Genomic DNA, 22,201 nt, shown 5'->3' on the forward strand with positions numbered 1-22,201 from the left:
CGAAGTAGCGCCGTGCGCCCGCACGCCGCGGGGCAGGCGGGACTTCGCGGACACCCCCTAGGGGTGTCCCGGTGCCGGCCCCCGGCACGCCGAGGGGCGGCCCGACGGTGACGTCGGCCGCCCCTGCGGTGCGGGCCGGGGGTCAGGCGCCGAGGTGGTGGCCCTTCAGCCACTCCTTCTCGCTGCTCTTCTCGCAGGACGAGTTGTAGACCGGGCCGGCGAACGCGGGCAGGTTGTGCGGCACCGCGGCGAACGTGGAGCAGTTCGACGACTTGGCCGCGTGGCCGCCGCCGAAGTAGTCGATGTCGACTCCGTCGGCCAGGGCGGCGCCGGCGCCGCCGAGCAGGATGCCTGCAGCCAGGACGGACGCGGTGACAGCGGAACGAATGCGCATGACTCCCCTAAGGATCATCGGATGGACGCGCTGTTCGGTCCGCGCGTCGGCCGGTCCAACCGTCCGTGGGCGCCGCGGGGAACGGGCGTTCACCCCAATGCCAGCAGCTGTATCGTTTCGACACTTCGCGCCCCCGCTCACGCCGCCCATTCGGGGCCCGTCCGGCGCGCGGCGCCGGCGGCTCCGGCGCTCTCAGGGGGTACGGGGTCCGCGGCCGACGACGGGGCGGCCGCCGTCGTCCGGCAGGACGACGAGGTAGCGCCACTGGCCGTCCTCGACGTTGGCCAGTCCGATCGTCGCGGCGGAAGCGAACGCCTCGGCGGCGGGCCCGCCGCCGTCGGTCAGCTCGTCGAGCCCGGCGTAGGACGTCGCCAGGTCCGCGGAAGGGCCGTTGATCCACAAACGGACCGCCGCGCCCCCGCGGAGGGCGGCGAGCAACTCCTCGCGAGTCCGGCCCCGGGCCGCGGCCCGGACCCGTTCGTGAAGGCGCTCCTGGACGCACGGCTCCGTCGGGGCCGCCTTCGCCTCCCGGCGGCACCGCCGGCACGACTGCAGGGCATCGGGCTCGAACAGGTGGAGATAGGCCGTAAGGCAACGGGCCGATATGCCGCACAGCGTTCCGCGCCGCCCGCCCAGGGCGTGCTCGACACCGGGAGCACCCCTCACCTCGCACACCCCGAAGCGGGCCGGCACCCGCGCCGTCGCGAACGACCAGCGGTCGCCCTCTCCATCGATCACGCCCAGGAGCATGCCACGGGCGGGCAGGGGCGCCGCCGCGCCCCTGCCCGTTCGGCGGTGAGGACGCCCTACGCCGCGACCTTGCCCACCCCGCCCATGGGCCGGGTGTCGCGCTGGGTGATCTGCCAGAGCTGGGTCTCCCGGTTGCTGACGTAGATCTGCCCCTTGGCGGTGTCCAGGGCGAGGCCCTCGCAGGTCGCCAGGCCACTGGCCACCACGCGCTGCGCGCCGTCGGCCAGGGTGATCTCGTACAGGCGGCCGTTCAGATGGTCGATGGTGAACGCCTGGCCGTCGCCGGTGAGCTCCACGCGCATGGCGCTCGCCCCGGGGAGGGTGGTCACGAGGCGCTTCGCGCCGTCGGCCAGGTCGACCTCGTACACGTTGCCGCCGTGGTCCTTCTGGCCGACGTACGCCTTGCCCCTGCCGTCCAGCGCCACCGCGGCGACGCCGACCGGCAGGCCGGTGGCGACCGTGGTCTTCTGCCCGCTCCGGAGGTCCACCGCGACGAGTTTGCCCTCGCTGTAGCTGACGACGTAGGCCTTGCCCGCTCCGTCGAGGGCGAGGCCGTACGCGCCCGGGACGCTCGCGACCGTGCCGGAGGCGCCGGTGGACAGGTCCACCGAGAGCAGCCGCGCACCGCCGTAGTCGGCGGCGTAGGCCTTGCCCCCGCCGTCCAGCTTCACGTCGCAGATGTCGCCCAGACCGCTCGCGACCACGCGCTGCGCGCCGGTGGCGATCTTCACCGCGGAGAGCTTCTGGCCGCCCCGGTCGGCGACGTACGCCGTGTTCTGCGCCGGGTCCACCGCGAGCCCCTCGGACGTCCCCAGGCCCGTCGTGACGAGGGCGAAGCTGCGCCTGGCGGCGATGAGCTTCGACAGGTCCTCGAGCTTCGGCATGTCGTCCTCGCCGATGGTCGGCCGGGGCGGTCCGGCCGCCTTCAGCGTCGACGAGGCCATGGCGGAGGTCGAAGCGGGGTTCTCGGCGACCAGGCGCTGGGCGGCGGACGAGTCCTGGATGTTCCGGAAGAGGGGACCCAGGAATCCCATGACGTCGAACGCGCCGTGCGCCGTCTGGCGCACGAGCCAGGGGTCGCGCTCACTCTCCAGTTTGCGTACGGCCTCGGAGACGTCCCCCGCGCCGGGGGTGTCCTTGTCGAGGGATTCGGCGGACTTTGCTGCGGAGCCCGCTTCGCTGCCGCCGCCGTCGAAGATGTTTCCGAATGACACGCTGTTCCTCCTGAAGTGGCTCATCTGGCCTGCCCGGTGGGTGGTCGCCTTTTCAGAGAGGCTGTTTCTGGCTCTCGTAGTCGAGCGTTTCGGGCTGGAAGACCCGGTGTTCCCCGGTGCGGACGGCCACGATTTCGGCCGCCCCCTTCTGCAGGAACCTCTTGCCCTCATCGGCCAGATCGAAGTTGGCCCGGTCCTCGACGCAGTCGCCGAGTTTCCATGCGACGACCCGGGAGTACTTCGGCTCCTTGGCCTGCGGGGGAGTTCCCCTCACTTCGACCGGCCGGGGGTAGTACAGGGCGACCCATCCGCCGAAGGTGACCGGGAATTCGTAGTCGAACTGCCGTATTTGGCGCCGGGTCGTGGCCATGACGTCCGCCCGGCTCATCACTTCGAAGCTGACCGAGGACTGGTGCTTCCATTCGGTGGTCAACGAGCCGCTGACGGAGCCGGTGATGCCGAGCAGCAGGTCCGCCCACAGCTCGCCGGTGCCCGTGGCGGACGTCGTGGCCGTCGTCGTGCTCGTCGCCTCCGTCTGCGACTCCTGGTCGACGCCCTGGTTGTCCTTGCTGTTCTTCAGGGTGGTCTTCTGGTACTGCATCATCGCCATGCTCTTCTGCATCTCCTGCTGCAGCGACGCGATGGATTTCGCCCCGAAGGTGAGCTTCACCTCGCCCTGGAGCGACCAGCTGACCGTGTTCGAGACGGAGAATTCGACCGTGTCCGTCACCGTGATCTTGATGGGGTCGGTTCCGTTGACGTACGTCTGCTTGGAGATCATGTCGGGCGGCGGCTGCGTGATGTCGCCGCGCTCCTCGACGACCGGCACGCCCATGTTCATGAACGCGCGCCACCCGCGCTCCTGCGCCGTCTTCTCGTCCTCGGGAAACGCGCCGTAGCGCTTCTTGTTCAAGGAGAAGCCGATGGGGCCGATCGGCTCGCCCCCTCCTTCGGGGGTCCTCTTCAGCGCGCCCCGCAGATTGTTCCGTTCCAGGATCGCCTCGGCCTTGGCCGGTATTTCGAGCTCGTCCTGGTTCCGCGTGGTGAGCGGGTGGCGCATGAACACGTCGTTGACATAGGCCTTGCCCACATCGCTCTTCGCGCTTTTCTCCGACATGTACCTGGGGTCTCCCTGCGTCGCGGAATCGACGGATTTTTCCGGTGCACGGTGAAACTACGCGGCAGGTGTCAGATGATCATCGAGCGGAAATGGTCACGGGGTGAAAATCGGACAACTCCGGTTCCACCTGCCCGATCGTCCGTTCGGCGGAGGCCGGAGCGGGCCCGCCTCCCTGCGGTGCGGGGCGTCCGGGGTGGCCGGATCCGCCGTTTCGGGCGGTGCGCGGGGCCGGAGCGATCGGGAAGTGGCGGGGATGTGCCGCTGTCGGGGATGCGCCGCTCCCGCGGGTGTGCGCCGGTGTGAGCCGGCGTCATGTCGCGTCGTACGCGCGCGGTGTGGGCCTGCCCGACCCGTCTGTCCGGCAGGACACGCCCCGGAAACAATTCTGCAATCTCTTGCGCAAACTCTTGCAGCGCTCTTACCTGGCCCCTACGGTCTCTGCAATCCCCACCTCTCCCGCCAGGAGGCCCCCCGCATGCCTGCCAGAGCCGCCAGAGCTGCAACTCTTTTCACCTCCACCGCCCTTGCCGCCACCGCCCTCCTCACCGGCTCGGCGCCGCAGGCCGCCGCGGCGGCGCCCGGCGACAAGGACGTCACCGCCGTCCTCTTCGAGTGGCGCTTCGATTCCGTCGCCAGGGCCTGCACCGATTCGCTCGGGCCCGCCGGATACGGGTACGTCCAGGTCTCGCCGCCCCAGGAGCACATCCAGGGCCCCCAGTGGTGGACCTCGTACCAGCCCGTCAGCTACAAGATCGCCGGGCGGCTCGGCGACCGCGCCGCGTTCAAGGCCATGGTCGACAGCTGCCACGCCGCCGGGGTGAAGGTCGTCGCCGACTCCGTGATCAACCACATGGCCGCGGCTGACGGGGTGGGGACCGGGGGTTCTTCGTACACGAAGTACGGCTACCCCGGGATCTATTCGGGCTCCGACATGGACGACTGCCGGGCGACCATCTCCAACTACCAGAACCGGGCCGACATCCAGAACTGCGAGCTCGTGCAGCTCGCCGATCTGGACACCGGCGAGGACTACGTGCGCGGGCGCATCGCCGGGTACCTGAACGACCTGCTGTCCCTGGGCGTCGACGGCTTCCGGATCGACGCCGCCAAGCACATGCCGGCCGCCGACCTCGCCAACATCAAGTCCCGGCTGGCGAATCCTTCCGCCTACTGGAAGCAGGAGGCGATATACGGAGCCGGCGAGGCCGTCTCGCCCTCCGAGTACCTGGGCAACGGCGACGTGCAGGAGTTCCGCTACGCCCGGGACCTCAAGCGGGTCTTCCAGAACGAGAACCTCGCCTACCTGAAGAACTTCGGCGAGGCCTGGGGCTACATGCCGAGCGGGCAGTCCGCCGTCTTCGTCGACAACCACGACACCGAGCGCGGCGGCGACACCCTCAACTACAAGGACGGCTCCGCCTACACCCTCGCAGGCGTCTTCATGCTGGCCTGGCCGTACGGATCCCCCGACGTGCACTCCGGGTACGAGTGGACCGACAAGGACGCCGGCCCGCCGAACGGCGGCACGGTCAACGCCTGTTACGCCGACGGCTGGAAGTGCCAGCACGCCTGGCGGGAGATCTCCTCCATGGTCGGCTTCCGCAACGCGGCCCGGGGCCAGGCCGTCACCAACTGGTGGGACAACGGCGGCGACCAGATCGCCTTCGGGCGCGGAGCCAAGGCGTACGTCGCCATCAACCACGAGGGCGCCTCCCTCACCCGCACCTTCCAGAGCTCGCTCCCGGCCGGCGACTACTGCGACGTCCAGAGCGGGCGCACCGTCGGCGTGAACTCCGCCGGGCAGTTCACCGCCACCCTCGGGGCCGGTACGGCCCTCGCCCTGCACGTGGGCGCCCGCACCTGCGCCGGCGGTGGCACCACTCCGCCGCCGGCGACCGCGGGCGCCTCCTTCGCCGTCAACGCCACCACCACCCCCGGGCAGAACATCTACGTCACCGGGGACCGCGCCGAGCTCGGCGGCTGGAACACCGGCAGCGCCCTCAAGCTCGACCCGGCGGCCTACCCCGTCTGGAAGCTGGACGTGTCGCTCCCGGCCGGGACCGCGTTCTCGTACAAGTACGTACGCAAGGACGCCGCCGGGAACGTCACCTGGGAGAGCGGCGCCAACCGCACCGCGACCGTCCCGGCGAGCGGCAGGACGGTACTCAACGACACCTGGCGCAACTGACCTCCACCCGCACCCCCGCGCACCCGTACTCGTACCCGCACCCCTCACCCCACCCCACCGACCAGGGCCGCCCGGCGTCCACAGACCCCGCCATCCGCCGGGCGGCCCTCATCCACGCGACACGTAACCAAGGAGATCCGCCTTGATACGCCCCGCCGCAGGAGTCCTCGCCGCCGCACTGGCCGTGACGCTCCTGCCCGCCCTCCCGGCCGTGGCCGCCGCCCCGCCCGCCCCGCCCTCGGACGCGAAACTGGCCGCCGAGCCCGCGCGGCACGACCTGACCCGGGAGCAGTTCTACTTCGTCCTCCCGGACCGGTTCGCGAACGGCGACCCGCGCAACGACACCGGCGGCCTGACCGGCAGCCGGCTGGAGACCGGGCTGGACCCGACGGACAAGGGCTTCTACCAGGGCGGCGACCTCAAGGGGCTGACCGACCGGCTCGACTACATCAAGGGGCTCGGGACCACCGCCATCTGGATGGCGCCGATCTTCAAGAACCAGCCGGTGCAGGGGAAGGGGGCCGACGTCTCCGCCGGGTACCACGGGTACTGGATCACCGACTTCACACAGGTCGACCCGCACTTCGGCACCAACGCCGACCTGGAGCGGCTGATCGACAAGGCGCACGCGAAGGGGATGAAGGTCTTCTTCGACGTCATCACCAACCACACCGCCGACGTCGTCGACTACCGGGAGCAGTCCTACTCCTACCTGTCGAAGGGAGCCTTCCCCTACCTGACGAAGGACGGGGTGCCCTTCGAGGACTCCGACTACGCGGACGGGAAGCGGAAGTTCCCCGCCGTGGACGCCGAGTCCTTCCCGCGGACCCCCTTCGTGCCCGAGGCGAAGAAGAACCTGAAGGCTCCGGCCTGGCTCAACGACCCGACGATGTACCACGACCGGGGCGACTCCACCTTCGCCGGGGAATCCTCCGACCAGGGCGACTTCTTCGGCCTCGACGACCTGTGGACCGAGCGCCCCGAGGTCGTCAGCGGGATGGAGAAGATCTACGAGAAGTGGGTCAAGGACTTCTCGATCGACGGTTTCCGCATCGACACGGTCAAGCACGTCAACACCGGGTTCTGGACCCAGTGGGCCACCGCCCTCGACAAGTACGCCGCCCAGCGCGGGCGGAAGAACTTCTTCATGTTCGGCGAGGTCTACTCCGCCGACACCGCCGTCACCTCCCCGTACGTGACGCAGGGGCGCCTCGACGCCACCCTCGACTTCCCGCTCCAGGACGCGATCCGCGCGTACGCCTCCCAGGGCGCGGCGGCCTCGCGGCTGGGCTCCGTGCTGGCCGACGACTACCGGTACACCACGGACAAGGCCAACGCGTACGAGCAGGTCACCTTCCTCGGGAACCACGACATGGGCCGCTTCGGGAGCTTCCTGAAGCAGGACCGGCCGGGGGCGGGGGAGCAGGAGCTCCTGGACCGGTACCGGCTCGCCAACGAGCTGATGTTCTTCTCGCGGGGCAACCCGGTGGTCTACTCCGGCGACGAGCAGGGCTTCACGGGCGCGGGCGGCGACAAGGACGCCCGGCAGCCGCTGTTCGGCACCCGGATCGCGGACTACCTGGACGACGACCAGCTCGCGACGGCGCGCACACACGCGAGCGATGCCTACGATCCGGGACACCCGCTCTACCGGCAGATCAGTGCTCTCTCGAAGCTGACGAAGGACCACCCCGCCCTGCGCGACGGCGTCCAGAGTGAACGATTCGCCGACGGGTCCGTCTACGCCTTCGCCCGTACCGACCCCCGCTCCCGCACCGAGTACCTCGTCGCCGCCAACAACGCCGCCGAGGCCCGGACCGTAGAGCTCGACGCCCCGGCCGGGGCCCGGTACCGCACCCTCTACGGCGGCTCCGCGCAGCTTCGCGCCTCCGCGGCCGGCAAGCTCACCGTCACCGTCCCCGCCCTCGGCTCGGTGGTCCTCCAGGGCGCCGCGCCCCTCGCCGCCCCCGCCACCAAGCCCGCCCTCACCCTCAAGGCCCCGGCCCCCGGGGCCACCGGCACCGTCGAGCTCTCGGCCGAGGTCACCGGAGGCGGCCTGAACCGGGTCGTCTTCGCCGCCCAGACCGGCACCGGGAAGTGGCAGGTCCTCGGCTCCGCCGACCACGCCCCGTACAAGGTCACCCAGCACATCACGGCTCCGGCCGGCACCGCCCTGCGCTACAAGGCCGTCGCCGTGGACGCCTCCGGCCGCACCGCGAGCGCCCTCGCCGAGTCCGTCTCCGGCCAGGTCCCGCCCACCCCGGTCCCCACCGCCACCCAGCGCGACTACGCGGTCGTCCACTACCGCCGCCCCGACGGCGACTACACGAACTGGCGGCTGTACGCGTGGGGTGACCTCGCCGACGGCGAGGCCACGCCCTGGCCCGCCGGGCACGACTTCACCGGCCGCGACGCGTACGGCGCCTTCGCCTACGTCAGGCTGAAGCCCGGCGCCTCCTCGATCGGCTACCTCGTCATCGACAAGGACGGCAACAAGGACGTCGCCACCGACCGCACCCTCGACGTCACCAAGAGCGGCGAGGTCTGGCTGGAGCAGGGCAAGGAGGCGGCCACCACCGACCGCCCCGCCCACCCGCCCCAGGACCAGGCCAAGGCCGTCCTCCACTACCAGCGCCCCGACGGCGCCTACGAGGGCTGGGGCCTGCACGTCTGGACCGGCGCCGCGAACCCGACCGACTGGTCCAAGCCGCTGATGCCCGCCCGCACCGACTCCTTCGGCGCCGTGTACGAGGTCCCGCTCGCCGCCGGGGCGACCAGCCTGAGCTACATCCTCCACAAGGGCGACGAGAAGGACCTCCCCACCGACCAGTCCCTCGACCTCAAGGCCACCGGCCACGAGGTCTGGATGCTGGGCGGCCGGGCCCCGTACCTCCTGCCGCAGCCCGCCGGCTCCTCCGCCGCCCTCGACCTCACCAAGTCCGAGGCCGTCTGGATCGACCGCTCCACCCTCGCCTGGAACGCCCCCGCGGCCGCCGCCTCCGTCCAGCTCCTCGCCTCCCGCGAGGGGACCGTCACCACCGAGAACGGGGCCCTGCACGCGGACGGCGCACAGTGGCTGCGCCTGGCCAAGACCGAACTCACCGCCGCCCAGAAGCAGAAGTTCCCGCACCTGGCCTCGTACTCCGCCTACACCGTCGATCCCCGCGACCGGGACCGCGTACGGGAGGCCCTGCGCGGGCAGCTCGTCGCGAGCGCCCGCGCCGCGGGCGGCGCCGTCCTGGCCGCGACCGGCGTCCAGCTCGCCGGCGTGCTCGACGACCTGTACGCCAACACCGCCGCCCTCGGGCCGGTCTTCAAGGACGGCCGCCCCACCCTCTCCGTCTGGGCTCCCACCGCCCGCCAGGTGGCCCTCGAACTCGACGGCCGCACCGTCCCCATGCGCCGCGACGACACCACCGGCGTCTGGTCGGTGCGCGGCGAGCGCGGCTGGAAGGGCAAGCCGTACCGGTACGACGTGACCGTGTGGGCCCCCGGCACGCGCCGGATGGTCCGCAACCTCGTCACCGACCCGTACTCCACCGCCCTGACCACCGATTCCACCCACAGCCTGGCCGTCGACCTGGCCGACCCGAAGCTGGCCCCGCCCGGCTGGCGCGACCTGCGCAAGCCCGCGGCCGTCCCCTTCACCTCGGCGCAGATCCAGGAGCTCCACATCCGCGACTTCTCGGTCGCGGACCCCACCAGCGCCCACCCCGGCCAGTACCTGGCCTTCACCGACAGCGGCTCGGCGGGCATGCGGCACCTGCGCTCGCTCGCCGCCTCCGGCACCTCCTACGTCCACCTCCTGCCCGCCTTCGACATCGGCACGATCCCGGAGAAGCCCTCCGACCGCACCGAACCGGCCTGCGACCTGAAGGTGTACGCGCCCGACTCGCCCGAGCAGCAGGCCTGCGTGGCCGCCGCGGCCGCGAAGGACGCGTACAACTGGGGCTACGACCCGCTGCACTACACCGTCCCGGAGGGCTCGTACGCGAGCGACCCGAACGGCACGGCCCGTACGGTCGAGTTCCGCAGGATGGTCCAGTCGCTGAACGGGGCCGGGCTGCGGACCGTCATGGACGTGGTCTACAACCACACCGTGGCGTCGGGCCAGTCGGACAAGTCGGTCCTCGACCGGATCGTGCCGGGCTACTACCAGCGGCTGCTGGCGGACGGCTCGGTCGCCAACTCCACGTGCTGCGCCAACACGGCCCCCGAGAACGCCATGATGGGCCGGCTCGTCGTGGACTCGATCGTCACCTGGGCCAAGGAGTACAAGGTCGACGGCTTCCGCTTCGACCTGATGGGCCACCATCCGAAGGCGAACATCCTGGCCGTCCGCCAGGCCCTGGACGCGCTGACCGTCGCCAAGGACGGCGTCGACGGCAAGAAGATCATCCTGTACGGGGAGGGCTGGAACTTCGGCGAGGTCGCGGACGACGCCCGCTTCGTCCAGGCCACGCAGAAGAACATGGCCGGCACCGGCATCGCCACCTTCTCGGACCGCTCGCGCGACGCGGTCCGCGGCGGCGGCCCCTTCGACGAGGACCCGCGCGTCCAGGGCTTCGCCTCCGGCCTGTTCACGGCGCCCAACGCCTCGCCCGCGAACGGCACCGCGGAGCAGCAGCGGGCCCGGCTGCTGCACGCCCAGGACCTGATCAAGGTCGGGCTGTCCGGGAACCTCGCCTCGTACGCCTTCACGGACAGTGCGGGCAAGCGCACCAAGGGCTCCGAGGTGGACTACAACGGCTCCCCGGCCGGGTACGCGGCCGCTCCGGGCGACGCCCTCGCCTACGCGGACGCCCACGACAACGAGACCCTGGCCGACGCGCTCGCCTACAAGCTGGCGCAGGGCACCTCGGCCGCGGACCAGGCACGGATGCAGGTCCTGGCGATGGCCGTCGGCACCCTCTCGCAGGGCCCGTCACTGTCCCAGGCCGGTACGGACCTGCTCCGCTCGAAGTCGCTGGACCGCAACTCCTACGACAGCGGCGACTGGTTCAACGCCATCCACTGGGACTGCCGGGAGGGCAACGGCTTCGGGCGCGGCCTGCCGCCGGCCGCCGACAACGGCTCCAAGTGGCCTTACGCGAAGCCGCTGCTGGCCGGCGCCGGGGCACCGGGCTGCGCGGAGATCACGGGTGCCTCGGCCGCCTACCGCGACCTGCTGCGGATCCGTACGACGGAGCCGGCCTTCGCCCTCACCACGCCCGAGGCGGTCCAGGCGGCGCTCGCCTTCCCGCTCTCCGGCACGGACGAGACCCCGGGGGTGATCACCATGACCCTCGGCGACCTGGTGGTGGTCTTCAACGCCACCCCCGCCGCCCGGCCCCAGCGCGTCCCGGCCCTCGCGGGCACCGCCTACGCCCTGCACCCGGTCCAGGCGGCCGGCGCGGACCCGGGGGTCAAGCGGGCCGCGTACGAGGCCGGCACCGGCGAATTCACGGTTCCGGCCCGCACGGTGGCCGTCTTCAAGCGGCACTGACGGACCGGACGAGGGGGCGATGGGGGCGGACCGGACCACGGATCCGGTACCGCCCCTCACGCGGCGAGGCGGCGCTCCAGCAGGATCACCCCGTACACCCGGCCGTCCTTGCCCTGCTTCGACGGGAATTCACCGACCACCCGGTAGCCGGCGCCGCGGTAGTACGAGAGCAGCCTCGGGTTGGAGGAGACGCAGTCCAGCCGGGCACGCTCCCGGCCGGTGGCCGCGATCCGGGTCTCGGCGTGCTCCAGGAGCCGCAGTCCCGTCCCGGGCGGCGCGGTCTCGCGGTCCACCATCAGCCGGTGCACGTAGCCGGCGACCGGCGGCTGTACGCCCCAGGCCTCCTCGTCGGACCACCACAGCTCGTACGCGCCGATGATCCGCCCGTCGGCGTCCCCGGCGAGCCACACCTCGCCCTCGCGCATCTTCGCCAGGAAGTGCGCGGCGCCCTTGTCCCCGGGCTTCCACTGGTCGATCCCGTGCTTGCGCATCCACCGGGCGGCCTGGTCGTACAGGGCCACCAGGGTGGCGGCGTCCTTCTCCACGGCACGCCGGAACAGGATCCCGTCATTAATGATCACGGGCGCATTATCACGCGGATGATCAGCGGGGGTTCGGAACGGGGGTCTCCACGGCCGGGGGCACGAGCCCCACGAGCCGGCCCACCAGCTCCCCGAACGGCCCGTCGGCCGGCTCGTCGGCGAGGATCCGGCCGAGGATGGCGGCCATCTCCGCGTCGTACGCGGCGCTCACGGCGGCCAGCGCGGCGAAGTCGTGCACGAGCTGCAGCTCCAGCTCGGCCCGCGGGATCTTCCGCCCCTCCAGCCAGATCAGCGCGGTGGACTCCGCCAGCGACACCCAGGACCGCACCACGAGCTCCAGCCGCGCGGGCGGGTCCTCGATGCCGATGTGCGTCACGATCTGCTCGTACGCGGCCTGCCGCACCTCGTCGATCATCGCGTTGGTCCGGTTGCTCCCGACGGCCGGACCGCCGCGCATCAACGCCGAGAAGCCGGGCCCGTGGTCGTCGACGAACGCGAAGAACCGGCCCATGACGCGCAGCAGCCGCGCCCCGAGCGGCCCCTCCCGGGGCTCCACGAACCGCTGGGCGAGGTCGTCGGCGGCCCGCCGCAGGGCGGCCTCGTACAGGCTCAGCTTGCCGGGGAAGTAGTGGTAGACGAGCGGCCGCGATATGCCCGCGGCCGCCGCGATCTCGTCGATCGACACGTCGTCGGGCGACCTGAGGCTGAACAGCTCCAGGGCCACCCCGATCAGCTGCTGCCGCCGCTCCTCGACACCCATCCTGCGCCGCGTCCCGGTAGTCATGCGCCACACCCTACTGGGCCTGCGGCAACGCTCAGAGGTCGAGGACCAGGTGGTCGTCCTGGGCACGGGAGACGCACAGCAGCATCGAGTCCTCGCGCTCCTGGTCCGTGAGGAGGGTGTCGCGGTGCTCGACCTCGCCCGCGAGGACGCGGTGTTGGCAGGTGCCGCAGAAGCCCTGCTCGCAGGAGTACGGGGTGTCCGGGAGCTCCCGGCGGACCGCGGCCAGGGTGGATTCGTCCGCCGCGACCCCGATCGTGCGGCCCGAGCGGTGCAGTTCCACCGTGAAGGGGCGGGAGGTTCCGGTCGCCGCAGTCGCGGTGAAGCGCTCCAGGTGGACCGGGACGGCGGGTGGGGCCGCCTCCCGGACCGCCTCCATCAAGGGGGCCGGGCCGCAGCAGTAGACCAGGGTGCCGGGGGCCGCCGCGGCGAGCACGGTCAGGTCGGGGAGGCCCGCCTCGTCCTCCGGGACGACGGCCACCCGGGAGCCGTACGCCTCCAGTTCGGCGAGGAAGGGCATGGAGGAGCGCGAGCGGCCGCCGTACAGGAGGGTCCACTCCGCGCCCGCCGCCTGCGCCGCGCGCAGCATCGGGAGGATCGGCGTGATGCCGATTCCGCCCGCGACGAAGACGTACGAGGGCGACGGCACCAGCTCGAAGCGGTTGCGGGGCGGGCGGACGGGCAGTTCCGCGCCCTCCACCAGTTGGGCGTGCGCCTCGCGGGAGCCGCCGCGGCCGTCCTCGATCAGCCGGATCGCGATCGTGTGGCGGCCCGCGTCCGCCGGGTCGCCGCAGAGGCTGTACTGGCGGACCAGGCCCGACGGGAGCTGTACGTCCACGTGCGCGCCCGGGGTCCACGGGGGCAGTTCCGGGGATTCGAGGGTCAGCATCAGCACCCCGTCCGCGGGCTCCGTACGGGACACGACGAGCGCGGGCAGCCAACGGCGCGGGGAGTGGCCCGAGATCGGGGTCTCCAGCGCGGGGAGGGGCCACAGCGGGGAGCGGGCGATGCGTCCGCGCAGGGCGCGCCGGGTCAGCAGCGCCGCGCCCGCCACCGCCGCCAGCTTCAGGGCGCGGCTCATGCGGCGGCACCGCCGTTCGCGCCGGGGGAGGAGGCCAGGTAGGCCACGGCCTGGGCCGTGGAGCCCTCCTGGGACGGGTGGTACGTCCGGGACAGGTACGTCGGGATCGACTTGAGCATCGCGCCCGCCGAGGGCAGGGTCCCCTGCCGCCCCGCCCGGAAGAACTGGCCGAGCGAGGCCTTGGCGGCGGTCAGCTCCGGGTCGTTCTCCATGAAGAAGCGGGCGCCCCGCTGCCACAGGAAGACGAGCGCCGTGAACGCGGTGGCCCAGGTCCGGGCGCGCCGGCGGTAGCCGCCGTCCACGTGCATGAAGAGGTCGAAGGCCACCGAGCGGTGCTCCACCTCCTCCGCGCCGTGCCAGCGCAGCAGGTCCAGCATCACGGGGTCCGCGCCCCGCCGGTCCAGTTCGTCCGCGTTGAGCACCCAGTCCCCGAGGAACGCCGTGTAGTGCTCGATCGCCGCGATCAGCGCGACCCGCTCCATGAGCCACCAGTGGCGGGCCCTGCCCGGGGGCAGCGTCCGGTCGCCGAGCAGCTTCTCGAAGAGCCAGTCCACCTGCGCCGTGTAGGGCGTCGGGTCCAGGCCCAGCCGCTTCAGGTGGGGGAGCACGTCGTCGTGGGCGGCGGCGTGCATGGCCTCCTGGCCGATGAACCCGACGACGTCCGCGCGCAGTCGCTCGTCCTTGATGTACGGCAGCACCTGCTTGTAGACGTGCACGAACCAGCGCTCGCCCGCGGGCAGCAGCAGGTGGAGCACGTTGATGGTGTGCGTGGCGAACGGGTCTCCGGGCAGCCAGTGGAGCGGGGTGTCCTCCCAGCCGAAGGACACGTTCCGCGCCTTGAGCTCGATGTGCTCCGACGCCACGGGGGCGGGCGCGTGCGGCGTATTAGACATGGCGTCAATGTACTGAGGGGTAGGGGAGAGGAAAACCCCTCTGCGGCCATCAAGTTCGAAGGCCCCCGGGTGCGCGCGGCGCACCCGGGGGCCTTGCGGCGATACCGCCGGCTCCGGCTACCGCTCCGCGTGCCCGCTCGCGAGCGCCCACTCGCGGTTGAGGGCGCCGAGCGGGATCTTGCGCTCGAAGACCGGCGTGCCGAACAGGGACAGCTGGAGGTGGAGCTGCCCGCTCAGGTCGAAGCCGCCGTACAGCGCCCACGAGCCGCTGAGGGAGGTCTTGCCGTCGCTGGACGCGCTCGCCTTGGCGTCCGCCTCGCCGCGCAGGTACGGGGCGAAGTCCGCGCTGACGCCGACGGCCCCGTACAGGCCGACGGAGGCCTCGGCGCCGAGCGCGCCCTTGACCTTGCCCGAGGCGGTGACCGTCGCCGTGACCGGCGTGCTCTTGACGTTGGACTGGCTGACCGGCGTCCACCCCTTGCCCAGCGCGTAGCTGCCGCCGACCTTGAAGTCGCCCTTGACGTCCTGCTGGACGTCGAGGGTCACGCGGCCGTCGGCCTCCACCTGGACGTAGCAGGTCAGGTCGAGGTTGACGACGACCGGCACCGGGCCGACCTGGATGACCGGGGCGCTGTGCAGCTTGGCGAACGGGATGCGCTTGGGCGCTCCCGTGCTCGCGGCGGCGCGGCCCTGGAGCTTCCACTGCGAGGACCAGTCGCCGCTCATGCCGAGGAAGGCGCCGCGCGGGCCGGAGCCGCCGCCCGGGGTGCCGTCGTAGGAGAACTCCACCTGCGGGGCGAGCTGGACGAACCCGGACACCGAGGCGCCGGCCGAGGCGGGGGCGTCGGGGGCGGTGTCGACGGCGGCGTTCACGTCGAGCCGCAGGTTGCCGAGCGGCAGCTTCGCGCCCTCGGGCCCGAACTTCACGCCCCCGCTCTTGGCCCAGGAGAAGGTGACGCCCTTCATCAGGGGCTCGACGGTGACCGACGAGGGGTCGACGGGGACCTTGCCGTCGGCCTTGTCTTCGTTCAGGACGGAGGCCAGCGTGGTGGAGGCGGTCTTGACCTCGGTGCCGCGGTCGGTCTTGCCGACGACCTCGGTGACCTTGGCGAGCAGGCCGTTGGGGGCGCCGGGCGCCGGTGCGCTGGCGATGACGTCGCCCACGGCGACGGGCTTGTCGGCCGCCGCGGAGGCCGATGCCGAAGGGGAGGCGGAGCCGGAGGGCTTGGCGGACTTGGCGGGTGCGGGCCCCTGCGGGGCCTTGGCTATGACGGCCCGTCCGGTCGCCGGGTCGTACGAGGCGACCTTGAGCGAGGACTGCTCCGTCCTGCCCTTCCCGCCGGCGCGGGCCACGGCCGCCGGTGTCGGCGTCCCCTGCGGCGCCGCGGCCACGTCGAGCTGCTGCGACGTGCCGTCGCCGGCGGGCGCGAGGGTGGCGGGGGCGGCCGCGTCGGCGGCGCCGGTGTGCGGGGTCGAGGAGCAGCCGGTGGCGGTGAGCGCGAGTGTGGTCAGGCCGGGGAGCAGGAGCCGTCGGGCGAGCATGCGCACGTGGGTGAACCTTCAGTACGTGAGGGGGGTGTGGGTGGGTTACCGAGTGGTAACCGGAACCCGATCATGCCATGTGCGCCGTGTGGCCGTCATGTCCGGATCCCGCCAACTCCCCGCCCCGTCAGGATGGTTGAGACCCCGACGGTTGAAGATTCACCCACGCCGCCCCGTGGCGCTACCGGAGCACCCCCGCCTTCGTACCGTCCGTCAGCTTGCCCGTCAGCTCCACCTGCGCCCCCGCCGGCGCCTTCACCGCCAGCCGGTTGCCGTTCGCCGAGCCGGACACCGCGCCGCCCGACACCGACAGCGACGCGAACTGCGCACTGCCGGCCGCCAGTACGTACCACTGGCCGGCCTTCGACTTCCACAGCACGCCCGCCAGCACCCGCGGCTCCCGCGCCCCGCACGCCGGCGAGCCCTCCGCCTTCGCGGCCTGCGCCGCAAGCGGGGCGCCCGGGGCCAGGAACTGCGCCTGCACCCTGTCCTCCGTACCCGCCCAGGTCTCGGCCCGGGTGCACAGCCAGGTCGCCGTACCGTCGCCCTCGGGCAGCGGCTGCTTCGCGTACGTCCAGGCGTTGACGCTGCGGACGCCGTGCGAGCGGACCGAGGGCAGCAGGCAGGCGATCCGCGACCAGTCCCCGAGCTCCGCCCCCTCCGCGACGTCGCGCTCCGCGCCCGGCGCGCCCGAGGTCAGCCGGGCCGGGGTCAGCTCGCCGAGGTCGGTGACCAGCCGGGTGGCACCGCCGCCGGTCAGCGCCAGGGCGTTCCAGCCGGTGCAGTTGCCCGTCGGAGCCGGGCTCGCCACCGGCGGGGTGATCCCGTCCCGGCCCAGCTTCAGCGCCGCCGGGGCGTCGCCGGGCTTGAGCAGGTCCCGCAGCCCCACCCCGGTGACCCAGGGCGCGGTCAGGTAGCGGACGTTGCCGTCGACGCGGCTCAGCACCAGCGCGGTCGCGGACTCCGCCGCGGCCGCGTCGGTCCGGGCGAAGTCGAGGGCCGCGACCGAGGTCCCGGTGCGGGGCTCGGCGTACCGGACCACGCGCAGTCCGTCGTACAGCAGGACCACGACCGCCTGGTCGACGGTGCCCGCGAACAGCAGCTGCGGCGGGCCCATCGGAGGCCCGGGCGGGGTGCCCGGGGTGGCCGAGGCGACCACGGTCCGGCCCGGCCGGGCCCACACGGCCAGCGCCCGGCGCAGCAGTTCGGCGTCGTCGGTGCGGTCGCCGCGGGCGGGCCAGGTGGAGAAGCCCGTACGGGAGGACGTGCGCCAGGCGGTGGGCGCGACCCGGACCAGCCTGCCCGGGTCCAGGGCCTGCTCCGCAGCGGCGTTCTGCGCGTACGGCGGGGCCGCCGCCCCGTCCGCACCCCAGCCGCCGCCGGGCAGCGCGAGCAGCGCCCCGCACACGGCGAGGGCGGCCCCGGCGGCCAGGGCGGCCCGCGCGAACCGGCGCCGGCGCAGCAGGTCGGTGGGGCGCGCCTGGAGCACGCACGGGTCGAACTCGGGGGAGGCGAACAGGGCGTCGTTGGCCGGATCCCCCGACTCCGCGACCGCGGCGGCCGGGTTCGCCACCCCGGCCTCGGTGAGCACCCGGAGCACCTCCGCCTCCGGCAGCCGCTCCAGGGCCCGCAGTACGCAGGCCGCCCGGCCGGGGCCGTCGAGGGTGGCCAGCCACTGGTCCAGGGCCAGCTCCTCGGCCCCGCCGGAGCGTGGGAACAGCCGAAGCCCCCACACCTGGGGGAGCAGCGGAGGCAGTTGGGCCCGCCGGGGCAGCGCCCGGAAGGTCAGCGGGATCCCGGCCTCCAGGGCGGCGCGCAGCACCCTCAGCCGTACGTAGGCGTACCCCGACTCGGCGCCCGGGGTCCCGCGCTGGCCCGGGACCCCGCCCTGTACGGCGGCCGCGGCGGCGGCCTCCGCCCCCGCGCCGCGCCGCCCGCGCGGCAGCGCCCGCTGGGCCAGCGAATGGGCGGTGAGCACACGCCGGTTGCGGCCCATGGCGGGCGGCAGCACCAGATAGGCGAGCCGCACCAGCCGCGGGTAGTGCTCGACGATGGCGGCCTCGGCCAGCTCGACGTCGGGCGGCACGGGGGACGGGGGGAGGGTGGCGGTGTCCGGCGCAGTCACGTTCAGCAGAACGAGCGAATCGTCGGATGGTCACCCGCCCCCGGGTCGCACGTTCGGGTCGGAAGGCGCCGGGCCGAAGGGGGCCGGGCGGCCCCCGGTCAGGCCGTCAGGCGGGTGCGCAGCGCCTCGACCGCCTCGTCGGGGACGCCGAGACCCTCGCGCACGTACTTCTCCATCGAGCCGTAGCGCGTGCTCACCTCGTCGAGCGCCGCCTGCAGGTACTCGGGGAACACCCCGATCAGGCCCAGCGCGATGTCCGGGTTGCCGCCGGCGACGGTGAAGCCCTCGATCATCGGCGCGAACGCCTGCTTGACCGCCGGATTGACGGACAGGTACTCGGTCATCAGGGTCTCGTCGTCCGCGCCGAGCAGCGCCAGGACGACGGTCGCGCCCCAGCCCGTACGGTCCTTGCCGGCCGTGCAGTGGAACAGCAGCGGTCCGGCCTGCGGATCCGCGAGCTCGGTGAGCAGCGTCCGGTACGCGGCCTGCGCGGAGGCGGTGGACACGAAGGAGCGGTAGGTGTCGGCGAACAGCGCCTGCACCTTGCCGCCGCCCAGGTGCTCCTCGGCCATCGCCGGGTCGGACAGCAGGTCCTTGAGCTGGGTGGCGGCCGGCATCTTCCCGGAGCTCATCTTGTCGGCGAGGACGTCCTCGACCAGGAGGCGGGTGCCCTGCGGTATCCGGTCCGGGTGGGCGGCGCGCTCGGCGTCGGTGCGGAAGTCGATGACCGTACGCAGGCCCAGCGCGGCCACCACCGGGTCGGCGTCCACGTCGAGCCGGTCGAGCTGGCCGGAGCGCAGGACCAGGCCGGGGCGGACCGTGCGGCCGCCCGCGAGGGGGGTGCCGCCGAGGTCGCGGAGGTTGGCGACGGTGGTGGAGGGGGTGGTCGTGGTCATCGTGGCGGCTCCAGCGGTGTGGGTGCGGCGTGGGTGGTGCGGCGGATGTTCGTTCATCCGATTTTCGGGTGTTTCGTCCCGGATAGGTAATCGAAGGCGAGCGACAGCCCGACCCCCACCCCCAGCGCCGCCAGGTGGCCCGCGTCCGTGAAGGTCCGGTCCCGCCTGAGCACCGGCCCCGCGGCGAGCGCCAGCAGCCCCACCCGGGCGGCCGTGCGGACCGGGCCGCGGGGCAGTGCGGAGGTCAGCGCACCGAGCACGGCGTTGAAGCCGTAGCTGGCGCCCACGTCCAGGGCCCGCCGGGTCGGGGTGTCGGCCGTCCCGCGCAGGGCGCCGAAGACGAGGAGCGTCGCGGTGGCGTGCCCGAAGAGGAACACCCCGACCGTCCACCAGGCCCCGTACGCGTACTCCGCGTACCCGAGGACCGTGACGAGCAGCAGCGCGTACGGCAGCGGCATGGGCTCCTCGACGACGAAGGCGCTGCTCAGCAGGGTCTCCCAGCGGCCGGCGGCGAGATTGTCGACATTCGTCGAGCAGCCGCGCAGCACCCGCTCCCGCTCCGCCCACCCCCGTCGCTCCAGGGCGTACGCGCCGACCTGGAGCCCGCCCGCATACACCAGACCGAGGGCCGGTGGCGGCCAGAGCAGTGAATTCATCCGATCATGATCGGATACGACCCTCGGACTGGCGGAGTCGGGGCCCGTGCGAGCATGTTTCAGCCATGTCTGGAACCCCCGCGCCACTGCGCGCCACACGGGCCGCGATGTTCGCGGCGGTGTGCACCGCCTTGGGTGCCGTGGGGCATTCGTACATGTCTGGTGTGGACATCCCCCTGATAGGCCTTCTGGGTGCTTTCGCGGTGACGGGCGGCCTCGCATGGCTCGGCGCCGGGCGCCGCCGCGGGCCCGTCGGGATCAGCGCGGCGCTGCTCGCGGTACAGGGCGTACTGCACCTCCTCTTCTCGGGCAGCCAGGCGGGGCGCGCGGGCCACCGGGCCGCGATGTCGATGTCCATGCCGATGCCCGAGCACCACCACGTGTCCGGCGGCACGGACGGCATGCGCGCCATGGACGGCATGGCCGGGATGGACGCCATGGCCGGCATGGCCGGACACGGCGGACTCGGCATGATCGCCGCGCACGTGCTCGCCGGTCTGTTCTGCGCCGCCTGGCTGGCCCGCGGCGAGGCCGCCGTGTTCCGGCTCGCCCCGGTCCTCGGCGCCGCCGCGCTGCTGGCGGCCCGCCCGCTGGCCCGCGCGTTCGCGCTGCTCCGGGCCCGGGTGGCCGCCGCACCGGCGCCGCCCGCGCCGCGGCCCTCGTACGAACCCCCGCGCAGGCTGCGCGGAGCGGTGCCCGCCCACGCCCTGGTGCGCCGCGGCCCGCCCGGGTGCCGAGACGTCCGCGCCACGGCCCCCGGCCGTCCTGCCTGCGCCGCCTGAACCGGCGGCGCACCTCCCTCATGGGCGAGGAGGCGAGACCTGGGGCCTGTTCACCCATGTCTGCGCCAACGCGCCAAGAGCTAGGACCCACATGTCCCTTGACGAGGTTCAGGACGTCCACACCCCGGACGCCACCGCACCGACCACCACACCCGCCCCGGCCGACGCACCCGACGCGCCCGACGCGTCCTCGAAGCCCGGAGCCTGGGCCGCCCTGCGGCCGCTGCTCCTGCGCATGCACTTCTACGCCGGGATCCTGATAGCCCCGCTGCTGTTCCTCGCCGCCGCCACCGGCCTGCTGTACGCGGGCTCCTGGCAGGCCGAGAAGATCATCTACGCCGACGAGCTGACCGTCGCCAAGGTCGGCGAGAGCACCGTCCCGCTCAGCGCCCAGCTCACCGCCGCCCGGGCCACCGTGCCCGAGGGCAAGGTCGTGGGCGTGTGGCCCGCGCCCGACCCCGAGGCGACCACCCGCGTGATCATGGAGGTCCCGGGGCTGGAGGAGGGCCAGACCCGCACCGTGTTCGTGGATCCGTACTCGGCCCACGTCAACGGAGTGCTCACCACCGAAGGCGACGCGCTGCCGCTGCGCGCCTGGCTCAGCGAGTTCCACTCCAGCCTCCAGCTCGGCGAGTTCGGCCGGAACTACAGCGAGCTCGCCGCGAGCTGGCTCTGGGTCGTCGCGCTCGGCGGACTCGCCCTGTGGATCGGCCGCCGCCGCTCCCGCAAGGCCCTGCTCGTCCTGCCCGACCGTGCCGCCACCGGCCGCCGCAAGACCCTGTCCTGGCACGGCACCGTCGGCCTCTGGGCCGTCGTCGGACTCGTCGGGCTCTCCGCGACCGGCCTGACCTGGTCGAAGTACGCGGGCGAGAACATCGGCCGGCTCCAGGACGGGCTCGGCGGCGCCACCCCCTCGGTGTCCGCGGCCCTCGCCCCCGGTTCGGGCGCCGGCTCCGACGAGCACTCGGGGCACGCCGGGCACGGCATGCCCGACGGCATGGAGATGCCCGCGGCCGCGGCCCCCGCGGAGATCGGCATCGACAGGGCCGTGGCCGCCGCCCGCGCCGCCGGGGTCACCCACGAGCTCCGCGTCACCCTGCCCGCCAAGGGCAAGGGCTACGTGGTCAAGGAGCAGGACAAGCAGCTGCCGGTCCACCTCGACTCGGTCTCCGTCGACCCCGCGGACGGCCGGATCATGGACGAACTGCGCTTCGCCGACTACCCCGTCCTCGCGCAGCTGACGCGCTTCGGCATCGACCTGCACATGGGGAAGACCTTCGGGCTCGCCAACCAGATCGCGCTCGGAGCGCTCGCGGTCGCGGTGATGTTCCTGGTGTTCTGGGGCTACCGGATGTGGTGGCTGCGCAGGCCCACCAAGGACCGTGCGCTCTCGGTCGGCCGCGCGCAGCCGCGCGGGGCCTGGCGCAAGGTGCCGCTGACGATGCTGCTCCCGCTCGCCGCCGTGACCGCGGTGGTCGGGTGGTTCGTACCGCTGCTCGGCATCAGCCTGGTCGCGTTCCTCGCGATCGACGTGCTGCTCGGCGCGGTCGCCGCGCGCCGCGCGGCCTAGGTCGTGTCGTCAAAGTCCCGTCTGGTCGGCGGGGTCTGGCACGCACGCTCGCCGCGTTGTCGTCGGTCACCGACGCTCCGCGTCGGGTCCCTCCTCCGCCTTGCGATCGCACGCACCAGACCCCGCCGACCACCGCCCTTCGGGCGGCCGACGCTACTTTGACGACACTCCCTAGCTCGGCA

Annotated in this window: 16 protein-coding genes; 4 read left to right on the top strand and 12 right to left on the bottom strand. The window is 72.9% G+C overall.

Annotation, left to right across the window (positions count from 1 at the left end; all coding sequences use genetic code 11):
• Nucleotides 1–142 precede the first annotated feature (142 nt).
• The 4 genes from ACFYZS_RS22690 to ACFYZS_RS22705 all read right to left on the bottom strand — a co-directional run bounded on the left by ACFYZS_RS22690 (nt 143) and on the right by ACFYZS_RS22705 (nt 3,475).
• Nucleotides 143–394, bottom strand: coding sequence for a hypothetical protein (locus ACFYZS_RS22690; protein ID WP_229340233.1), 252 nt, complete (start codon nt 392–394; stop codon nt 143–145).
• Between the two features lie 192 nt (nt 395–586).
• Complete coding sequence (locus ACFYZS_RS22695; protein WP_389015449.1) at nt 587–1,132, bottom strand: hypothetical protein; 546 nt, start codon at nt 1,130–1,132, stop codon at nt 587–589.
• 68 nt (nt 1,133–1,200) lie between these two features.
• Nucleotides 1,201–2,358, bottom strand: a complete 1,158-nt coding sequence (locus tag ACFYZS_RS22700; RefSeq protein ID WP_389015452.1) for a hypothetical protein — start codon at nt 2,356–2,358, stop codon at nt 1,201–1,203.
• Nucleotides 2,359–2,410: 52 nt separating this feature from the next.
• Nucleotides 2,411–3,475 carry a gluconolaconase gene (locus ACFYZS_RS22705; RefSeq protein ID WP_389015455.1) on the bottom strand — a complete coding sequence of 355 codons (1,065 nt, stop codon included), beginning with the start codon at nt 3,473–3,475 and terminating at the stop codon, nt 2,411–2,413.
• A 478-nt stretch (nt 3,476–3,953) separates the two neighbouring features.
• On the opposite strand from ACFYZS_RS22705, the gene ACFYZS_RS22710 reads away from it, so the two are divergent.
• A complete protein-coding gene (locus ACFYZS_RS22710; RefSeq protein ID WP_389015458.1) occupies nt 3,954–5,666 on the top strand; it encodes a carbohydrate-binding module family 20 domain-containing protein in 1,713 nt (570 codons plus the stop codon).
• A gap of 142 nt (nt 5,667–5,808) precedes the next feature.
• Nucleotides 5,809–11,151, top strand: coding sequence for a pullulanase-type alpha-1,6-glucosidase (pulA, locus tag ACFYZS_RS22715; RefSeq protein WP_389015461.1), 5,343 nt, complete (start codon nt 5,809–5,811; stop codon nt 11,149–11,151).
• Between the two features lie 56 nt (nt 11,152–11,207).
• On the opposite strand, the gene ACFYZS_RS22720 is transcribed toward pulA, so the two are convergent.
• The 8 genes from ACFYZS_RS22720 to ACFYZS_RS22755 all read right to left on the bottom strand — a co-directional run bounded on the left by ACFYZS_RS22720 (nt 11,208) and on the right by ACFYZS_RS22755 (nt 19,667).
• Nucleotides 11,208–11,732: a GNAT family N-acetyltransferase gene (locus ACFYZS_RS22720; RefSeq protein ID WP_389015463.1), complete on the bottom strand. Its 525-nt coding sequence runs from the start codon at nt 11,730–11,732 to the stop codon at nt 11,208–11,210.
• A 22-nt stretch (nt 11,733–11,754) separates the two neighbouring features.
• The gene (locus ACFYZS_RS22725; protein WP_389015466.1) at nt 11,755–12,477 is read right to left on the bottom strand and encodes a TetR/AcrR family transcriptional regulator; all 723 of its coding nucleotides are present in this window, start codon (nt 12,475–12,477) and stop codon (nt 11,755–11,757) included.
• A gap of 31 nt (nt 12,478–12,508) precedes the next feature.
• Nucleotides 12,509–13,555 (bottom strand): PDR/VanB family oxidoreductase, encoded by a 1,047-nt coding sequence (locus tag ACFYZS_RS22730; protein WP_389015469.1) that lies wholly within the window; start codon nt 13,553–13,555, stop codon nt 12,509–12,511.
• Entirely contained in the window at nt 13,552–14,448 is an 897-nt protein-coding gene (locus tag ACFYZS_RS22735; protein WP_389015471.1) for a metal-dependent hydrolase, read from the bottom strand. Before ACFYZS_RS22735 ends, ACFYZS_RS22730 begins: the two co-directional genes overlap by 4 nt.
• A gap of 117 nt (nt 14,449–14,565) precedes the next feature.
• Nucleotides 14,566–15,996 carry a hypothetical protein gene (locus tag ACFYZS_RS22740; protein ID WP_389015474.1) on the bottom strand — a complete coding sequence of 477 codons (1,431 nt, stop codon included), beginning with the start codon at nt 15,994–15,996 and terminating at the stop codon, nt 14,566–14,568.
• A gap of 175 nt (nt 15,997–16,171) precedes the next feature.
• Nucleotides 16,172–18,115 (bottom strand): hypothetical protein, encoded by a 1,944-nt coding sequence (locus tag ACFYZS_RS22745; protein ID WP_389015476.1) that lies wholly within the window; start codon nt 18,113–18,115, stop codon nt 16,172–16,174.
• A 98-nt stretch (nt 18,116–18,213) separates the two neighbouring features.
• Entirely contained in the window at nt 18,214–19,011 is a 798-nt protein-coding gene (locus tag ACFYZS_RS22750) for a tyrosine-protein phosphatase (RefSeq protein ID WP_389015479.1), read from the bottom strand.
• A 53-nt stretch (nt 19,012–19,064) separates the two neighbouring features.
• Entirely contained in the window at nt 19,065–19,667 is a 603-nt protein-coding gene (locus tag ACFYZS_RS22755; RefSeq protein ID WP_389015481.1) for a rhomboid-like protein, read from the bottom strand.
• Between the two features lie 65 nt (nt 19,668–19,732).
• Here ACFYZS_RS22755 and ACFYZS_RS22760 point away from each other — a divergent pair, with 65 nt between their 5' ends.
• Entirely contained in the window at nt 19,733–20,449 is a 717-nt protein-coding gene (locus tag ACFYZS_RS22760) for a hypothetical protein (RefSeq protein ID WP_389015484.1), read from the top strand.
• 91 nt (nt 20,450–20,540) lie between these two features.
• Entirely contained in the window at nt 20,541–22,019 is a 1,479-nt protein-coding gene (locus ACFYZS_RS22765; RefSeq protein ID WP_389015487.1) for a PepSY-associated TM helix domain-containing protein, read from the top strand.
• Nucleotides 22,020–22,201: the final 182 nt, after the last annotated feature.

This window comes from Streptomyces sp. NPDC001903 (assembly GCF_042891345.1).
In the GTDB taxonomy this organism is placed as follows: Bacteria; Actinomycetota; Actinomycetes; order Streptomycetales; family Streptomycetaceae; genus Streptomyces.